12 protein-coding genes are annotated in these 17,867 nt (G+C 72.1%); 2 read left to right on the top strand and 10 right to left on the bottom strand.

Going from position 1 to position 17,867, the window contains the following annotated elements:
- Nucleotides 1-56 precede the first annotated feature (56 nt).
- The 6 genes from guaA to BLT76_RS01150 all read right to left on the bottom strand — a co-directional run bounded on the left by guaA (nt 57) and on the right by BLT76_RS01150 (nt 9,230).
- Nucleotides 57-1,622, bottom strand: coding sequence for a glutamine-hydrolyzing GMP synthase (gene guaA / locus BLT76_RS01175; RefSeq protein WP_090849928.1), 1,566 nt, complete (start codon nt 1,620-1,622; stop codon nt 57-59).
- A 255-nt stretch (nt 1,623-1,877) separates the two neighbouring features.
- Nucleotides 1,878-3,605 carry a GMC oxidoreductase gene (locus BLT76_RS01170; protein WP_090849926.1) on the bottom strand — a complete coding sequence of 576 codons (1,728 nt, stop codon included), beginning with the start codon at nt 3,603-3,605 and terminating at the stop codon, nt 1,878-1,880.
- Entirely contained in the window at nt 3,605-5,227 is a 1,623-nt protein-coding gene (locus BLT76_RS01165; protein ID WP_090849924.1) for a succinic semialdehyde dehydrogenase, read from the bottom strand. The genes BLT76_RS01170 and BLT76_RS01165 overlap by 1 nt, the downstream gene beginning before the upstream one ends.
- A gap of 231 nt (nt 5,228-5,458) precedes the next feature.
- Nucleotides 5,459-6,913 (bottom strand): aldehyde dehydrogenase, encoded by a 1,455-nt coding sequence (locus BLT76_RS01160; protein ID WP_090849922.1) that lies wholly within the window; start codon nt 6,911-6,913, stop codon nt 5,459-5,461.
- 70 nt (nt 6,914-6,983) lie between these two features.
- Entirely contained in the window at nt 6,984-8,099 is a 1,116-nt protein-coding gene (locus BLT76_RS01155) for an Rv3169 family protein (RefSeq protein WP_090849920.1), read from the bottom strand.
- Between the two features lie 3 nt (nt 8,100-8,102).
- Nucleotides 8,103-9,230, bottom strand: a complete 1,128-nt coding sequence (locus BLT76_RS01150; protein WP_211752658.1) for a phosphotransferase family protein — start codon at nt 9,228-9,230, stop codon at nt 8,103-8,105.
- A 94-nt stretch (nt 9,231-9,324) separates the two neighbouring features.
- On the opposite strand from BLT76_RS01150, the gene BLT76_RS01145 reads away from it, so the two are divergent.
- Nucleotides 9,325-9,930 carry a TetR/AcrR family transcriptional regulator gene (locus tag BLT76_RS01145; RefSeq protein WP_090849916.1) on the top strand — a complete coding sequence of 202 codons (606 nt, stop codon included), beginning with the start codon at nt 9,325-9,327 and terminating at the stop codon, nt 9,928-9,930.
- A 36-nt stretch (nt 9,931-9,966) separates the two neighbouring features.
- On the opposite strand, the gene BLT76_RS01140 is transcribed toward BLT76_RS01145, so the two are convergent.
- The 3 genes from BLT76_RS01140 to BLT76_RS01130 all read right to left on the bottom strand — a co-directional run bounded on the left by BLT76_RS01140 (nt 9,967) and on the right by BLT76_RS01130 (nt 14,062).
- Complete coding sequence (locus BLT76_RS01140; RefSeq protein ID WP_090849914.1) at nt 9,967-10,779, bottom strand: carbon-nitrogen hydrolase family protein; 813 nt, start codon at nt 10,777-10,779, stop codon at nt 9,967-9,969.
- Nucleotides 10,780-10,808: 29 nt separating this feature from the next.
- Nucleotides 10,809-12,830: a PPC domain-containing protein gene (locus BLT76_RS01135; protein WP_090849912.1), complete on the bottom strand. Its 2,022-nt coding sequence runs from the start codon at nt 12,828-12,830 to the stop codon at nt 10,809-10,811.
- Between the two features lie 125 nt (nt 12,831-12,955).
- Nucleotides 12,956-14,062, bottom strand: coding sequence for a GuaB3 family IMP dehydrogenase-related protein (locus BLT76_RS01130; RefSeq protein ID WP_090849910.1), 1,107 nt, complete (start codon nt 14,060-14,062; stop codon nt 12,956-12,958).
- 43 nt (nt 14,063-14,105) lie between these two features.
- On the opposite strand from BLT76_RS01130, the gene BLT76_RS01125 reads away from it, so the two are divergent.
- On the top strand, nt 14,106-16,127 hold the full coding sequence (locus BLT76_RS01125; protein ID WP_090849908.1) for an AAA family ATPase: 2,022 nt from the start codon (nt 14,106-14,108) through the stop codon (nt 16,125-16,127).
- A 158-nt stretch (nt 16,128-16,285) separates the two neighbouring features.
- Here the strand turns inward: BLT76_RS01125 and guaB are convergent, their stop codons facing one another.
- Nucleotides 16,286-17,788, bottom strand: a complete 1,503-nt coding sequence (gene guaB / locus BLT76_RS01120) for an IMP dehydrogenase (protein ID WP_090849906.1) — start codon at nt 17,786-17,788, stop codon at nt 16,286-16,288.
- Nucleotides 17,789-17,867: the final 79 nt, after the last annotated feature.

The following is a 17,867-nucleotide window of genomic DNA, read 5'->3' as shown; positions in this document are numbered from 1 at the left end:
AGCGCGTACCTAGTGCGGCGAACATCGCGTTACAGCCCGGCTGACCGGCCCCCCGGCTACTCCCACTCGATGGTGCCGGGAGGCTTCGAGGTGACGTCGAGGGTGACCCGGTTGACCTCGGCGACCTCGTTGGTGATGCGGGTGGAGATGCGCTCGATGACGTCGTACGGGAGCCGGGCCCAGTCGGCGGTCATCGCGTCCTCGGAGGTGACCGGGCGGATCACGACCGGGTGGCCGTAGGTGCGGCCGTCGCCCTGCACCCCGACGGAGCGTACGTCGGCCAGCAGCACGACCGGCATCTGCCAGATGTCGCGGTCGAGGCCGGCGCGGGTGAGCTCCTCGCGGGCGATCGCGTCGGCCTCGCGGAGCAGGTCGAGCCGCTCGCGGGTGACCTCGCCGATGATGCGGATGCCCAGGCCGGGGCCGGGGAACGGCTGGCGCCAGACCATGGTCGACGGCAGTCCGAGCTGCTCGCCGACCGCGCGGACCTCGTCCTTGAACAGGGTGCGCAGCGGCTCGATCAGCTCGAACTTGAGGTCGTCGGGCAGCCCGCCGACGTTGTGGTGGGACTTGATGTTGGAGGTGCCGGCGCCGCCGCCGGACTCGACCACGTCGGGGTAGAGGGTGCCCTGGACGAGGTACGCCGTCTCCCCCTCGTCGGCGTCGCCGAACACCCGGACCTGGGCGGCCTCGAAGGTGCGGATGAACTCGCGCCCGATGATCTTGCGCTTCTGCTCCGGCTCGCTCACTCCGGCGAGCGCGTCGATGAACTGGTCGGCGGCGTCCACGACGTCGAGGGCGTCGAAGACCTCCTCGAAGTCCCGGCGGACCTGCTCGGTCTCGCCGAGGCGCATCATCCCGTGGTCGACGTACACGCAGGTGAGCCGGTCGCCGATGGCGCGCTGCACGATCGCCGCGGCCACGGCGGAGTCGACGCCGCCGGAGAGCGCGCAGATCGCCCGGCCGTCGCCGACCTGCTCGCGGATCCGCTCGACCTGCTCCTCGACGATGTTGAGCATCGTCCAGGTCTGCCGGCAGCCGGCGATGTCGTGGAGGAAGTGCTCGAGGACGGCCTGGCCGTGCTCGGAGTGCAGCACCTCGGGGTGCCACTGCACGCCGGCCAGGCCGCTGTCGACGTTCTCGAACGCCGCGACCGGCGTGGACGCGGTCGAGGCGAGCACGGTGAAGCCCTCGGGAGCCGCCGTGACGGAGTCGCCGTGCGACATCCAGACCCGGTGCTCGGCGGGGATGTCGGCCAGCAGGGTGCCGGGCTCGCCGACGACCACGTCGGTGCGGCCGTACTCGCGCGCCCCGGTGTGCGCGACCTCGCCGCCGAGGCCGCTGGCCATCAGCTGGAAGCCGTAGCACATGCCGAAGACGGGGGTCCCGGACGTGAAGATGGCGGTGTCGATCCCGGGCGCACCCTCGGCGTACACCGAGGACGGACCGCCCGACAGGATGATCGCCTTCGGCTTGCGCGCGAGGATCTCCTCGACCGGGAGCGTGTGCGGCACGATCTCGGAGTAGACCCGCGCCTCGCGGACCCGGCGGGCGATCAGCTGGGCGTACTGGGCGCCGAAGTCGACGACCAGGACCAGGTCGTGGTCGGGCTGCTGCGTCATGGGCTGAGCCTATCGGCGCGCGGGCCCCTCCCCCCAGTCGGGAGACGCCCCCGGACGTGCATCAGGGCCCGGCCGGGGAGGGAGGGTGGCCGGGCCCTGATCCGTCCACGCACCTGTTGGACAGCGCCTGGACACGTCGACCCGGTGATGGGAGGGAGCAAGTGGTCCGGGTCTTCTGCTGCTCCAACGACCCCTCGGCGGGCGGGTTACGGCGGGCGCCGTACGAGTTCCGCCGAGGTCTGGACCAGCGTGCCGTCAGCTGACTCCGACGATGGGCAGCCGCAGCGCCCCCGGCGCGTCAGCGGGTACGACGGGCGCCGCCGGGGCGACCGGCTCGAGGCGGACGTAGCTCTCCCCGAGGCCGGGACGCTGGTCGCGCTCGCCCTTGTTGGGCCAGAACGCCATCGCCCGCTCGGCCTGAGCGGTGATCGTCAGCGACGGGTTCACGCCCAGGTTGGCGGTGACCGCGGAGCCGTCCACGACGTGCAGGCCGGGGTGGCCGTAGAGCCGCTGGTAGGGGTCGACCACGCCGGTCTCGGGCGAGTCGCCGATCGCGCAGCCGCCCAGGAAGTGGGCGGTCAGCGGCATGTTGAACGCGTCGCCCACGGCGCTGCCGGGGAAGCCGTTCATGATCCGCGCCATCGCCCGGATCGCCTCGTTGCCGGCCGGGATCCAGGTCGGGTTCGGCACGCCGTGACCCTGCTTGGAGGTGAGGTAGCGCTTGCGCGTGAACGGGATCCGCTTGGTGTAGGTCGTGATCGAGTTGTCGAGGCTCTGCATGACCAGCGCGATGACCGTCCGCTCCGACCAGTGCTTCATGTCGTAGAGGTTGGGGACATCGCGACGTTGCCGCCACATCTCGCGCGCCCAGGTGCGCCAGCGCGGCTCGTCGCCGTCGCCGTCGGTCAGCACCGACTGCAGCAGCGACATCAGGTTGCTGCCCTTGCCGTACCGCACCGGCTCGACGTGGGTGTCGGGGTCGGGGTGGAAGCTGGAGGTGATCGCGACGCCCTGGCTGTAGTCGACGTCGCCGTCGTAGGCGATCGCCCCGCCGATGGACTCCGAGTTGGTCCGCGCGAGGTAGCCGATCCGCTCCGAGACGCCGGGCAGGTGCCCCTCGTCCTTCATCCGGTGCAGCAGCCGCTGGGTGCCCAGCGCCGACGCCGAGAAGACGACCTGCTCGGCCGTGAGGGTACGGCGGGCGCCGCGGCTCGGTCGCTTGGCCTTGGTGAACTTGACCTGGACGTCGTACCCGCCGCCGTCGCGGGGGCTGACCCGGGTCACCGTGGTCAGCGGCAGCACCGCCGCGCCGTGCTGTTCGGCGAGGTAGAGGTAGTTCTTGACCAGGGTGTTCTTGGCGTTGTGGCGGCAGCCGGTCATGCACTCGCCGCAGCCGATGCAGGTGGTGCGCTCGGGGCCGGCGCCGCCGAAGAACGGGTCGGCGACCCGCTCGCCCTGCTCCTGACCGGGACCGCCGAAGAAGACGCCGACCGGGGTCGGGTGGAAGGTGTCGGCCACGCCCATCTCGGAGGCGACCTTCTCCATCACCTCGTCGGACGGGGTGCGCAGCGGGTTCTCGACGACGCCGAGCATCCGCTTGGCCTGGTCGTAGTAGGGCGCGAGCTCGGAGCGCCAGTCGGTGATGTGGCCCCACTGCGGGTCCTCGTAGAACGCCGGCAGCGGCTCGTAGAGCGTGTTGGCGTAGACCAGCGACCCGCCGCCGACGCCCGCGCCGGAGACGATCAGGCAGTCGCGGAGCGCGTCGATGCGCTGGATGCCGTAGCAGCCGACCTCGGGACGGAAGAGGTACTTCTTCACGTCGAACGAGGTGTCGGGCAGGTCGGCGTCCTCGAAGCGGGCGCCGGCCTCGATCACGCCGACCCGGTAGCCCTTCTCGGTCAGGCGCAGCGCGGTGACCGAGCCGCCGAAGCCGGAGCCGACGACCAGGACGTCGAAGTCGAAGTCCTCGTGCTTGCCGGTCATCAGGCTCGCCCCAGCTTCTTCATCAGCCGCAGGTTGGCGGTCATCACCTTCGCGTACGCCGCGTCGGACATGCCGAGCATCGGCGCGAACCGGATCAGGCGCTGGGTCGCCACCGACTGCGACTCGGTGTAGCGGTGGATGCCCTCGCTGCCCTGGCGGCGACCCATGCCGGACTGCCGCATGCCGCCCATCGGGGAGTCGATGCTCGCGAAGGTGGCCCCGAAGGCCTCGTTGATGTTGACCGTGCCGCACTTGATCCGCGGCGCGATCGCCCGGGCGCGGGCGCCGTCCTGGCTGTAGATCGACGCGTTCAGGCCGTACTCACCCTCGTTGGCGCGGGCGACGGCGTCCGCCTCGTCGTGGAAGCGGTAGAGCGAGACGACCGGACCGAAGGTCTCCTTGCCGAAGCAGGTCATGTCGGGCGTGACGCCCTCCAGGACGGTCGGCTCGAAGAAGTAGGGGCCGAGGTCGGGCCGGGCGCGGCCACCGGTCAGCACTCGGGCGCCCTTCGCCACCGCGTCCTCCACGTGGGCGACGACCGTGTCGAGCTGGGCCTGGGAGATCAGCGAGCCCATGTCGTTGCCCCAGTCGAGCGTGGCCCCGAGGGTCATCGCCTCGGTGCGGGCCACGAACCGCTCGACGAACCGGTCGTAGACCTGGTCGGCCACGAACACCCGCTCCATCGACACGCAGAGCTGGCCCGCGTTCGAGAACGACGCGCGTACGGCGCCCTCGGCCGCCTTCTCGAGGTCGGCGTCGCGCAGCACGAGCAGCGGGTTCTTGCCGCCGAGCTCGAGCGAGCAGCCGATCAGCCGCTCGGCGCAGGCCTGGGCGACGGTGCGACCGGTGGCGGTCGACCCGGTGAAGCAGACGTAGTCGGAACGGGCGATCACGGCAGGACCGGTCTCCGCGCCGGGGCCGGCGACGACCTGCCACAGGTCGCGCGGGAAGCCGGCCTCCTCGAGCAGCTCGGCCGCGAGCAGGGCCGAGAGCATGGTCTGGGCGTCCGGCTTGGCGACCACGGCGTTGCCGGCGAGCAGGGCCGGGAGGCCGTCGCACAGCGCCATCGTGAAGGGGTAGTTCCAGGGCGAGATGATGCCGACGACGCCCTTGGGGACCCGGTTGACCTCGACGCGCGTCAGGCCCGGGACGACGCCCAGCTTGCGCTGGGTGTCGAGGTGCTGGTGGGCGGTGCGGGCGTAGTAGCGCGCGGTCAGCCCGATGTGGAGCGGCTCGTCGAAGGCGTGCTTGCGGGCCTTGCCCGACTCCCACACGATCAGGTCGATGATCTCGTCCTGGCGGTCGAGCACCAGGTCGTGCAGGCGCAGCAGGGCGGCCGACCGGGCCTCGATGCTGGTGCGCGCCCAGGCCGCCTGCGCGCGCCGGGCCCGTGCGAACGCCTCGTCGACGTCGGCGTCCGTCGACTGCGGGATGTGGGCCAGGGGCGCGCCGTTCAGCGGCGAGCGCACCTCGACCGTGCGCCCGGACGTCGCGAGCAGCCGGGCGGTCAGCGCCTCGACGTACTCCGGCTCGAGGGCGTACGACGCCGCCGGGTCGTGCTCGGGGTCGCGCGGTCCCTCGACGAGCGGACCGCCGGACGGGCTGGGGTTCGAGGCACTCATGATTCCGAGGGTATGTGACCCGCGTCTCCGGAACTACCTCCCAGTAGGAATGTGTCCGGATTTACAAGAGCGGGGTCGCTGTCAACGCCGCGCTCCGGTGGTTGAGGTGCGAGCGGAGCGAGCCTCGAAACCCGTCTTGCCGAGAGTCGGCCTCGTCCGAGGGGGCTTCTCAACTCATCGGGTTTCGAGGCTCGGCGCTAGCGCGCCTCGCACCTCAACCAGCGTCGGGGGTCACATGGCCGGCGCGCTGGGGTAGATCGCCTTCAGCTCGGTGTACTGCGCGAGGCCCTCGGGACCGAACTCCCGACCGATGCCGGAGGCCTTGAAGCCGCCGAACGGGGCGGCGAAGTCCATCGTGTAGGTGTTGACGCCGTACGTGCCGGCGCGGACCCGGCGGGCCACGTCGAGGCCGGCGGACTGGTCGGCGGTCCACACCGTGCCGGCCAGGCCGTAGTCGGACTCGTTGGCGATCCGGACGGCGTCGTCGACGTCGTCGTACGGGATGACCGAGAGGACGGGTCCGAAGATCTCCTCCTGGGCGATCCGCATCCGGTTGTCGACGTCGGCGAAGACGGTGGGCCGGACGTACCAGCCCGAGGAGAGGCCGTCGGGCATGCCGTTGCCGCCGACGACGAGGCGGGCGCCCTCCTCCTGACCGAGGGCGATGTACTTCTCCACCCGCTCCTGCTGGCGCTGCGCGACCATCGGGCCGATCTCGGTCGCCGGGTCCTCCGGGTCGCCGACGGCCATCCCGGAGACGGTCTCGGCGAGCGCGTCGACCACGGCGCCGTAGTTCTTCCGCGACGCCAGGATCCGGGTCTGGGCGACGCAGGCCTGCCCCGAGTTCATCAGGGCCACGAACTTCAGCCCCTCCATGGTCGCGGCCAGGTCGGCGTCGTCGAGGACGATCGCCGCCGACTTGCCGCCGAGCTCCAGCGACACGCGCTTGAGCTGCTCGCCGCACACCGCGGCGATCTTGCGGCCGGCCGCCGTCGAGCCGGTGAAGGCGACCTTGTCGACTCCCGGGTGGGCGACCAGGTGCTCCCCCACCTCGCGGCCGGCGGCCACGATGTTCACGACCCCGGCGGGTACGCCGGCCTCCGCGAGCAGCTCGGCCATCAGGTAGGCGTCCAGCGGGGTCTCGGGCGCCGGCTTCACCACCACGGTGTTGCCGGCGAGCAGCGCCGGGACGACCTTCGAGATGGTGGTGAACTGCGGGACGTTCCACGGCGGGATGGCCGCGACCACACCGACCGGCTCACGCCGCACGATGACGTCGGCCCCCAGCGCCCCCGGCCGGGTCTCCTCCCACGCGAAGGCGCGGGCGATGGTCAGGAACGACTCGATCTGCATCCACGGCGCCGGCGACTGCGCCAGGTTCGCGAACGAGGTCGGGGAGCCCATCTCGGTCGTGATCAGGCCCGCCATCTCGGTCAGCTTGCCGGCGTACAGCATCGAGAAGGCCTGGATCACCTCGATCCGCTCCTCCGGGCTCATCCGCGGCCACGGTCCCTCGTCGAAGGCCCGGCGGGCCGAGGCCACCGCGGCGTCGACGTCGGCGTTGCTGCCCTCCGGCACGGTCGCCACGACCTGCTCGGAGTGGGGCGAGACGACCTGGAGGGTCGCCGAGGTGGCGGGCGCGGCCCAGCCGCCGTCGATGAAGAAGGAGTCGCGGTCGAGGCTCATAGCAAGGTCTCCTGGAGGATGCGGTGGTTGAGACGGGACGTCGTCCCTCCTCAACCACCGTCGGTCGGGGTCAGGGGGCGAGGGTGAAGTAGTCGACGAAGCCACTGGGGTCGTGGCGGCCGATGCAGAAGTGCTCGAAGAGGCCCCAGCCCTCGACGGTGCGGCCGCCCTCGGTGAGCAGGCCCTGGCCGACGTGGTCGACGCAGCCGAACATGAAGCGGCCCGTCACCGCCTCGTCGGCCATGTCGTAGGTGACGCGCTCGACGAACTTCTCGCCCTTCCACACGCCGTGGGTCCAGTCCGGGTCGCCGCCGTACCCGCCCCCGACGTGGAGCGGCGTCGCCAGCAGCGAGGAGACCTCGAGCTCGATCGGGTCGCCCGCGCCGTTCGTGCACCGGATCGTCGCGCCGGTCGGGGTCCGGGTCCCGGCCGTGTAGTGGACCTCCACCCGCGGCCAGCCGAGCTGCTCGACGCGACCGTCGGGCCAGACCCGGTGGCAGTCGTTGAGGGTGCGGTAGCCGTTCGGGTCCTCCTGCAGGATCAGGACGACCGCGAAGTCGTCGAAGGCCAGCGGCACGTAGAGCCACCACATGCCCTCGAACGGCGGGTCGCTCGGCGCGCCCGGAGGCTCGGCCTCCCCGACCGGCCGGATGCCCCAGGAGCGGTCGCGGCTGCCGATCCAGCGGTCCGGGGTGACCTCGATCCGCTCTCCGTCGATCTCGAGGTGGCCGGACCAGCTGCCGAGCTGGGCGAACCGCTGCGCGTCCAGGGTGGTCCGGGCGCCCGAGCGCAGGATGTGGTGCTCCTCCTGGATCACCGGGAAGAGGCCCTGCCAGGTCAGGTCGGCCGCGATGCCCTCGGTCTCGTCGACCTGGATCCGGATCCGCTGGAGCGGCTCCTCCACCTCGACGCGGTAGCCGCCGACCTGCTGGTGCAGCCGGTCCCCGTCGCAGAGGTCGGAGAAGTGCAGGGCGGTCTGCTTCCCGTCGCGCGCGACGAGCAGGTAGGCGTCCTTGGTGCCGAGGTTCGGGTAGTAGCCGAGCCCGGTGATCACCATGATGTCGCCGCTGCGGTCGTGGCAGTTGAAGTAGTTGCGGTCGTAGAAGTTGCGGTCGCTGGACGCCGGCCAGGCGATCGGCAGCGGCGCCTGGTGGATCGGGTACTCGTCGAGCTCGGTGATTGCCATCGCTTAGGCCCCTACCTGGTTCATGATCCGCTCCATCAGCGGCTTGTGGTGCATGGCGGTCTCGATGTCCTCGGGCTTCTCCATCTCGCCGAAGTGCACCGAGCGGGCGGTGGTGCGCATGAAGATCACGCACCACTGCAGGGCGTTGAAGACGTGGTACCAGCCGAGATCGCCCAGGGTCGTGCCCGCGGCCGCCTCGTAGGCCGCGACGACGTCCTCCTCGCGCATGAAGTCGGGCATGCCCGGCATCTCGAGCATGTCGGTGATCGACTGAAACACCCAGTGGGCGAAGAGCATCCAGGACACGTCCAGCTCGCGCGGACCGATGGCGGCCATCTCCCAGTCCAGGACCGCGACCGGGGCGAAGTCCTGGTACATCACGTTGCCGATCCGGGCGTCGCCCCAGCAGAGCACGGTGTCGCCCTCCTCGGGGAGGTTCGCCTCGAGCCAGGCCAGGGCCCGCTCGGCGGTGGCCGAGCGACCGATGTCCGGTACGGCGAACTCGTACCAGGCCCGCGCCCGGGCCAGGTGTCGCTCCAGCAACGTCGCGCCCGGCTGCTCGGGGTCGAGGAACGCGAAGGTGCTCGCCACGTCCGGGATCGCGTGGAGCGCCGCGAGCGTCTGCGCGCTGGTGTCCTGCAGACGACGCTGCTCCTCGGGAGTGGCGTCGAAGAGCCAGTTGTCGCCGAAGGTGTAGGGCAGCACGTCCTGCGGCACGACGCCCTCGATCCGCTCCATGAGGAAGAACGGGGTGCCGAGGACCGAGCCGGTCGGCTCCATCTTGCTCACGGCGGGGACCGGCACGTCAGACAGCTCGCCGACGACCCGCATCGCGTCGTACTGGTGCTGGAGGTCGTAGCTGGGGAAGACGGGGAAGTCCGAGGCCGACGGGGCGACCCGGGCGACGTAGCGGCCGACCTGCTGCTCGCCCCCCTCGCTCCAGGTGGCGTCGAAGAGCAGGGTCTCCGACGACATCCCGTTGGCATCGATCCCGCTGTGCAGGACGACGACGGGGTCGGCACCGGCGGGCAGCAGGGTGGCCAGCCAGTCGGCCAGCAGGCCCGGGACGGTGCTGGCGTCGCGGCTGGAGACCTGCAGCTTCATGTCGGCGGGCGGCGGTGCCTGGGTCACGGTTCCTCCCGGGGTGTGACGTAGGTCATGAGGCAGTCAGCATTGTTGGAACGTGTTCTAGTTGTCAACGGGTTCCGTTACGCTGCGTCTCGTTATGGCCTCACCGGTTCAGTCCGCCGCCCCCGGTCGACCGCGCGACCCGCGCATCGACCAGGCCGTGCTGCGCGCGGCCGAGGAGCTCGTCGTCGAGGTCGGGTACGCCGACCTGACCGTCGGCGCGATCGCCGAGCGGGCCGGCACCACCAAGCCCGCCGTCTACCGACGCTGGCCCGGGAAGGCCTACCTGGTGCACGAGGCCGCCTTCCCCGACCTCGCGCCGGGTCCCGCGCCCGACGACGGACCGCTCGCCGACGACGTCCGCGCGATGGTGGCCGCCTGCCGCGACGTGTTCGCCCGGCCGGTGGCCCGCGCCGCCCTGCCCGGCCTGCTCGCCGAGGTGGTCGGCGACCCGGTCCTCAACGCCGCCGTGCTCGCCCGCTTCCGGGCCGGCACCTGGGGGTCGATGCACGAGCGCCTGGTCCGCGCCGTCGAGTCCGGCGAGGCCCGCCCCGACGTCGACCCCGACGTCCTCATCGAGACCGTCGGCGGCGCGACCCTGCTGGCCCTGCTCAACCGTCCCGACGGCGTCCTCGGCGACGACTGGGTCGAGTCGCTGTCGGCCCTGCTGCTCGGCGGCCTCCTCGGCCCCGATAGTCCCTGACGTCCTGCTGGTCGCCGACCCGCAGATGGTCAGGGACTATCGGCGGAGGCGGGGGCCGAGGGTGGGGCGGTGGTCGTGGTGCATGCGGTGGCGGGCGCGGGTGGCCGTGACCAGGGCCGGGTCGAGGTCCGCGACCGCCAGGCCCTCCTCCTCGGCCAGGCGCGCGAGCGGGCGGCCCTCGGGGTCGTAGACGGCCGAGCCGCCGATGAAGGACGACGCGCCGCAGCTGCCGGTCAGACCGGCGACGACGACGTAGAAGCCGTTCTCGAGGGCGCGGGCGGCGTAGTAGAGGTCGCGGCGGTGGGCGCCGCCCGGGAAGTAGGCCATCGAGCTGAGGTAGCCGACCGCCCCGTCGTCCGCCGCCGCGCGCGCGTGCTCGGGGAAGCAGCCGTCGTAGCAGATCGAGAGGCCCAGCTCATGGCCGTCGACGGTGATCGAGGCGCCGTGGTCGCCGGGCGCGAAGTGGTCGTTCTCGGCCCCGTCGAGATGCTGCTTGTCGTACGGCGCATCCGTCCCGCCGTCGGGCCGCACCACCACCGACGAGAGCGTACGACGACCTCCGCGCTCCAGGGCCGCGCTCGCGACGACCGTGGTGCCGGTCGCGGCCGCGGCGGCGCGGAGCGGGCCGAGGACCGGGCCGGCCAGGTCCGCGGCCGTGGGGAGCGGGCCCGCGAACACGGCGGCGTCGTACCCGGTGAGGAAGGCCTCGGGGAGGACGAGCAGACGGACGTCCTGGCTCCCGGCGAGCTCGGTGAGCCGGGCGGCGGTGGTCACGTTGGCGGCCAGGTCGCCGGCGACCGCGGCGGCCTGGCCGGCCGCGACGCGGAGCACGGGAGGATCGACGTCCATGCGCCGATCCTCCCGTGCCCGGGGGTGGATCAGGGGGAGGGGTAGGCCCAGGCGGTCACGTTGAGCGTGTCCTCCAGGCCGGTGAAGCCCTCCGCCGGGGTGTAGGTGTCCTCGGTGAAGTGCACGTCGAGGTCGTCGGCGGTGCCGCCGATCCCGTCGGGCCCGACGCCGAAGAGGTTGTCGAAGCCGGCGCCGCCCGAGTCCATGATGTTGACGGTCTCGGACAGGTTGTCGGTGTGGTAGCTGCCCACCATGTGGCCGACCTCGTGGGCGGTCACGTTGCCGACGGCCTGCGCGACGAACGCCTCGCGGTCGCTGGCGCTCGTCAGGTAGGTGTTCAGCGACGCGTCGTCGCCGGCCGGGTCGCTGAGCACGTCGAGCAGGACCAGCGCGGTGTCCTCGTGGCCGTAGTTGCCGGGGTCGATGTACTGGGCGATGCCGATGGTGCTGATGCCCGACTCGGCGATGGTGCCGCCGACGACGACCCGCGACACGTTCTCCTTCCCGGCCACCTCCGGGTGGTTGCGGGAGTTCACGACCCGGACCTGGAGGTTCGGGTTGAGGCCGCCCTCGGCGACCTCGTCGCGGAGGTTGTCACGGACCTCTCGCGTGATCTTGGTGATCATCGCGTCCTCGCGAGCCCGGGTCAGGCCCCACTTGCCGAGGAAGGCGGAGAACGGCGAGAGCTCGCGGACGCCGGGCCCGCCCCACAGGCCGGTGTTGACCCGCCCGCCCTCGAAGTCGAGGTAGACGGTCTGCTTCTGCTTCGGGTCGGTCTCGGCACCGGGCCGGTAGGCCTCGAGGCGGACCTGGTAGTCGCCGAGGGTCGCGCCGACGTCGAGGACGTACCAGCCGGCCTCCTCGGCGACGTAGGCCAGCGTGGTGTTGCCGCCACCGGGCAGCGGGGACTCCGGGGCGTAGAGCGCGGAGGCGTCGAGCAGCTCGGAGCCGACGGCGACCGAGCCGTCGGGGCGGTGCACGGTGAGACCCGACGCGGCCTTCTCGGCGACCGCACCGACGACGTCGCCCGGCTTCAGCCGCACGGCGTACTTGTCGGAGTCGACGGTGGTCGCGGCGATCGACAGGCCGTAGTCGCCCTCCTCGCCGACGCCGTTGCCGGAGCCGGAGTCGAACGGGTCGTTCGGGAGCGGGCCGAAGAAGTTGAAGCCGCCGACCATCAGGTAGTAGGTGCCGGCCGTCTCGGGCGTGAAGCTCAGCAGGCTGGCGTAGCCGGCGCCGCCGTCGTCGTCGGCGGCGACCAGCTCGCCGGCCCCGTCGTACAGGGCGAGGACGGTGTCGGTGGTGGTCGCCGAGGTGTCGGCCACGATGCTCAGCCCCGCGGCGACGTCGACGGCGTAGAAGTCGAAGTCGCCGGAGCCGTCACCCTCCGAGCCGTGCGGCCCGTCGCCGAGGGTGCCGGTCGTGGTCACCGCGGCCTCCCCCTCCAGGCCGGTGTCGCCGGCCAGCGGGATGGCGCCGTTGTCCTCGGCCACCGGCGCGAGGGCGGCCGGGGTGCCGGTGAACAGGTCGGCGCGCTCGCCCAGGATCCGCACGACGTTGTTCTTCTTCGCGCCGGTGCCGAACGTGGTGATCCGCTCGGCGGTCTCGAGCGTGTCGTTGGAGCCGCCCGTGCCGTCGGGCTCCTGCTCGTCCCAGACCACGGCGGCCTGGGCGGCCGGGGTCGCGGTGGCCGCCTGCTGCCGCGCGCTCCGGAGCGAGGCCGACGACTGCCGGGTCGCGCCGGCCGTCGCGAGGCGCTGCTTCCACCCGGCGTAGTCGACCTTCGTGAGGTCGGGGACCTCCGCCAGGAACGGGTTGGGTACGACGGCGCCGGCCGCCTTGGCCTGCCGGGCCGCGAGCGTCTTGGGCGCGACCTGGAAGCCGGCCTCGAGGGCGGTGCGCTGACCCGGGGTCAGGTCGGGGGCGGCCGCGGATCCTGGGGAGGGATCAGCCGCGAGGGTGGACGCCGGGACCGCGAGCGCGGCCAGCGCGAGACCGAGCGCGCCGGCCAGCGGCGCGATCAGCCGCCGACGGCGGGAGGGGTGTGTCATGGGGTGCTTCTTTCCCGAGAACGACGGTCCTCAGGGACCCCACGATCGGCAGGATCCCCGATGACCCTGGAGCCTGGAACGTAGGCCCTCGCCCCGGGAAGGTGAAGACACCCCCGAGCGGAGATTTACTCCACGACGACCTCGACCCGCTGGAACTCCTTCAGGTCGGTGTAGCCGGTAGTGGCCATCGACCGCTTCAGCGCGCCGATCAGGTTCATGGTGCCGTCGGCAACGCGCGAGGGACCGAACAGGATCTCCTCGAAGGTGCCGACCGTCTCGAACTCGACGCGCTGGCCGCGCGGCAGCTCGGCGTGGTGCGCCTCGGTGCCCCAGTGGAAGCCGCGGCCCGGGGCGTCGCTGGCCCGGGCGAAGGGCGAGCCGACCATCACGGCGTCGGCCCCGCAGGCGATCGCCTTCGCCAGGTCGCCGGACTTGCCGATCGAGCCGTCGGCGATGACGTGGACGTAGCGGCCACCCGACTCGTCGAGGTAGTCGCGGCGGGCGGCGGCGACGTCGGCCACCGCGGAGGCCATCGGCACCGCGACGCCCAGGACGGTCCGGGTCGTGTGGGCGGCCCCGCCGCCGAAACCGACGAGTACGCCGGCCGCGCCGGTGCGCATCAGGTGCAGCGCGGCCTGGTGGGTGGCGCAGCCGCCGACCACCACGGGCACGTCGAGCTCGTAGATGAACTCCTTGAGGTTCAGCGGCTCCGACTGCGACGAGACGTGCTCGGCGCTGACCGTCGTCCCGCGGATGACGAACATGTCGACGCCCGCGTCGACGACCGCCTTCGCGAACTCCTTGGTGCGCTGCGGCGACAGCGACCCGGCCACCGTCACGCCGGCCTCGCGGATCTCGCGCAGCCGCTCGGTGATCAGCTCGGCCCGGACCGGCTCGGTGTAGATCTCCTGCAGGCGCCGGGTGCCGTCGGTCCCACGCAGGCCCGCGACCTCCTCGAGCAGGTCGGTCGGGTCCTCGTAGCGCGTCCACAGCCCCTCGAGGTTGAGCACCCCCAGCCCGCCGTACCGACCGAGCGCGATGGCGGTGGCCGGGGACATCACCGAGTCCATGGGTGCGGCCAGGACGGGCAGCTCGAAGCGGTAGGCGTCGATCTGCCAGGCCGTGCTGACCTCCTCGGGGTCGCGGGTGCGCCGGGAGGGCACGATCGCGATGTCGTCGAAGGAGTACGCGCGGCGGGCCCGCTTGGCCCGGCCGATCTCGATGTCGGTCACGGGGCGAGTCTCCCATGGGGTCGCTTCCTAGGATGAGCCCACCATGCTGGTCCTCCCGCCGCACCTCGCGCCCCTGCTCTCCGGTCGACCCGTCCTGGACGCGGTCGGGTACGCCGACCCGTGGCCGATCCCGGAGGGCTGGACCCAGCAGGTCCAGCAGCGGGTGCGCGAGCTGGCCGAGGACCCGCGCGGGTTCGGCGAGAAGAAGATGGGCGGCAGCTTCCTCCCGACCACGTCGTACGTCGTGCCGCTGATGTGGCGGCTGCTGACCTACCTGCCGGGCGCGATCCCGGTGTGGACCGGCGTCGGCACGTCCCTGTCGGGCCGGATCATCGAGCCGTGGTTCACGGCCGAATACGAGGTCGTGGACCGCGAGGTCACGATGTACCGCAACACCGAGCACCTGTGGTTCCTCGACACCTTCCGCTCGGCCTTCAGCTCCGGCGCGGAGGCGCGGATCGCCTCGCTCGAGCTGAGCCTGGAGGGGATCGCGGTCCTGGAGCCGGTGCCCCCCTTCCAGCCGCGCGCCCGACTGCTGACCACCCTGCTGAACCGGGTCCTGGAGGACCCCGCGCTGCGGGCGGTGCACGCGACCGGCACCTGGGCCGAGGTCGAGAACGCCTGGCGTACCTCCGTCCTCACCGACGAGGAGGCCCAGCTGCTGCCCGAGGCGCGCGGCTGGCCGGCCCACCTGGCCTGGTCGCTGGACGGGCTCGACGCCGCGCACGCCCACCTCGCGGCCCGGACCAGCCGCACCCAGGGCGTCGACGAGCTGGTCGCGGCCCTCGCGCTGCACGGCGGCGTCGACGAGCTGCCGTCCGCGCTGGTGGCGGCGGTCGGCGCGACGCGCTACGGGCTGGTCCACACCGAGTTCGAGCGGCTGCGCCCCGGCTTCGACCGCGACGACTGGCTGGGCGACACCCGGGGCTGGCTGGCCCGCGCGATGGTCGGCGGCCACCTGGACGCCGTACGGCTCTGGCTGGTGACGGCCTCGCAGGTCGGCCACCTCGTCGTCGGCCTGCCGGACTGGAAGCGCTCGTCCGGGGCGCCGGACCGCTCCGGGTACGTCGAGGACCTGGCCAACGTGTTCCGCCCGCCGAGTCGGCCGGACAACCCGCTCGTCAGCCGGCTCGACCATCTGGCCCCGGTCGGCGGCACCCCGCTGGTCGCGACCGGCGACGACCCCGACGTGGTGCTCGGCGACCCGAACGAGCGTCAGGTGGAGATCGGCGACCCGCTGGGCGAGCTGGACGAGCTGATCGGCCTCGGCGCGGTCAAGGAGCAGGTACGACGGCTGGTGGCCGAGGTCCAGGCCGAGAAGCTGCGCGTCGACGCCGGCATGCCGCCCTCCGAGCGGGCTCGCCACATGGTCTTCCTCGGCAACCCCGGCACCGCGAAGACCACGGTCGCCCGGCTGCTGGCCCGGATCTACGCCCAGCTCGGCGTGCTCGAGAACGGCCACCTCGTCGAGGTGGCCCGCGCCGACCTGGTCGGGCAGTACATCGGCCACACCGCCCCGCGCACCACCGCCGCCTTCGAGCGTGCGGTCGGCGGAGTGCTCTTCGTCGACGAGGCCTACTCCCTGGTCCCGCCCGACTCGGCCCGCGACTTCGGGCACGAGGCGATCGCCACGCTGCTGAAGCTGATGGAGGACCGCCGCGACGACGTGGTGGTCATCGTGGCGGGCTACCCGGTCGAGATGCGCCGCTTCCTGACCTCCAACACCGGCCTGGCCTCGCGCTTCCCGACCACCATCGGCTTCGCCGACTACGCCGTCGACGAGCTGGTCGCGATCTTCGAGCTGGTCGCCGGGAGGGCGGGCTACGCCTACGGCCCCGAGGTGCTCGACGGGCTGCGCCGCCTGGTGCCGTCGCCGCGCCCGGTCGGCTTCGGCAACGGCCGCTTCGTCCGCAACGTCTTCGAGGAGGCGGTCGCCCGCCAGGCGCTCCGGATCACCGCGCTCCCCTCGCCCACGCCCGAGCAGGTGCGCGGTCTGCTCCCCGCCGACCTCCCGCCCGTCCCGCCCCCGCCGAAGCAGGCGGCGACGTCCGGGATGTACCTCTAGCCCCGCCGACCCGTCACTGAGTGACCGCTTCTCGCGGCGTGTCGGTCCGGAAGTGACGGGTCGATCCGCGCTCCCGCGACGGTGGCTCGGGATCGACCCGTCGATCGCTGCCCGACACGCCGCGAAAATGAGGCATTCAGTGACGGGTCAGCGTGGGGTCAGCGGCCGGTGTAGTTGGGGGCCTCGACCGTCATCTGGACGTCGTGGGGGTGGCTCTCCTGGAGCGAGGCGGAGGTGATCCGGACGAACCGGCCCTTCTCCTGCAGCTCCGGGACGGTCGCCGCGCCGACGTAGAACATCGACTGGTTGAGACCGCCGATGAGCTGGTGGGCGACGGCGGCCAGCGGGCCGCGGAAGGCGACCTGGCCCTCGATGCCCTCGGGGACGATCTTGTCGTCGCTGGTGACCTCGGCCTGGAAGTAGCGGTCCTTGGAGTAGGACTTCTTGCCGCGGCTCGACATCGCGCCCAGCGAGCCCATGCCGCGGTAGGACTTGAACTGCTTGCCGTTGACGAAGACCAGCTCGCCCGGCGACTCCTCGCAGCCCGCGAGCAGCGAGCCGAGCATCACGGTGTCGGCGCCGGCGACCAGCGCCTTGGCGATCTCGCCGGAGTGCTTCATGCCGCCGTCGGCGATCACGGGTACGCCGGCGGGCTTGCAGGCCAGCGACGCCTCGTAGACCGCGGTGACCTGCGGGACGCCGACGCCGGTGACGACCCGGGTGGTGCAGATCGAGCCCGGGCCGACGCCGACCTTGACCGCGTCGGCGCCCGCGTCGACGAACGCCTGGGCGCCCTCGCGGGTGGCGACGTTGCCGCCGATGACCTGGACGTGCTTCGTGGCCGGGTCGCTCTTGAGTCGCTGGACCATGTCGAGCAGCAGCCGCACGTTGCCGTGGGCGGTGTCGGCGACGAGGACGTCGACGCCGGCATCGATCAGGGTGGTGGCGCGCTGCCAGGCGTCGCCGAAGTAGCCGATGGCCGCGCCGACCAGCAGGCGGCCCTGGTCGTCGTACGACGCGTTCGGGAACTGCTCGCCCTTGACGAAGTCCTTGACGGTGATCAGGCCGGCCAGCCGGCCCTCGCCGTCGATCAGGGGCAGCCGCTCGCGCTTGTGCTTGCGCAGCAGGACGGTGGCGTCCTCGCGGCTGATGTCGGCCGGGCCGGTGATCAGCGGCATCTGGGTCATCACCTCGTCGACCTTGGTGGTCGCCCACTCCGCGACCGGGGTGAAGCGCAGGTCGCGGTTGGTGATGATGCCGATCAGCCGGTTGTCGAGATCGACGACCGGGAGGCCGGAGACGCGGTACTCGCCGCAGATCCGGTCGAGCTCCTCCAGCGTCGCGTCCGGGCCGATGGTGACCGGGTTGGAGATGATCCCGGTCTGGGTCCGCTTGACGAGGTCGACCTGGTAGGCCTGGTCCTCGATCGACAGGTTGCGGTGGAGCACGCCGAGCCCGCCCTGGCGAGCCATCGCGATGGCCATCCGCGACTCGGTCACGGTGTCCATGGCCGCGCTGACGAGCGGCACCTTCAGCGAGATCCCGCGGGTCAGCCGCGAGGTCGTGTCGATGTCGGCCGGCGCCAGGTCGGAGTGACCCGGCAGCAGGAGGACGTCGTCGTAGGTGAGACCGAGGGCGGCGAACTTGTCGGGGAGCTCCACGCCCCCAGCCTACCGGCGCCTCACCCGTCCGGGCGCCGCGGACCGTGTGCCGCCGGGCACGTCCGGGCACCGGGCGGAG

The organism is Nocardioides lianchengensis (assembly GCF_900101465.1).
GTDB lineage: Bacteria > Actinomycetota > Actinomycetes > Propionibacteriales > Nocardioidaceae > Nocardioides > Nocardioides lianchengensis.
This window is presented reverse-complemented; position numbering and strand designations above follow the sequence as displayed.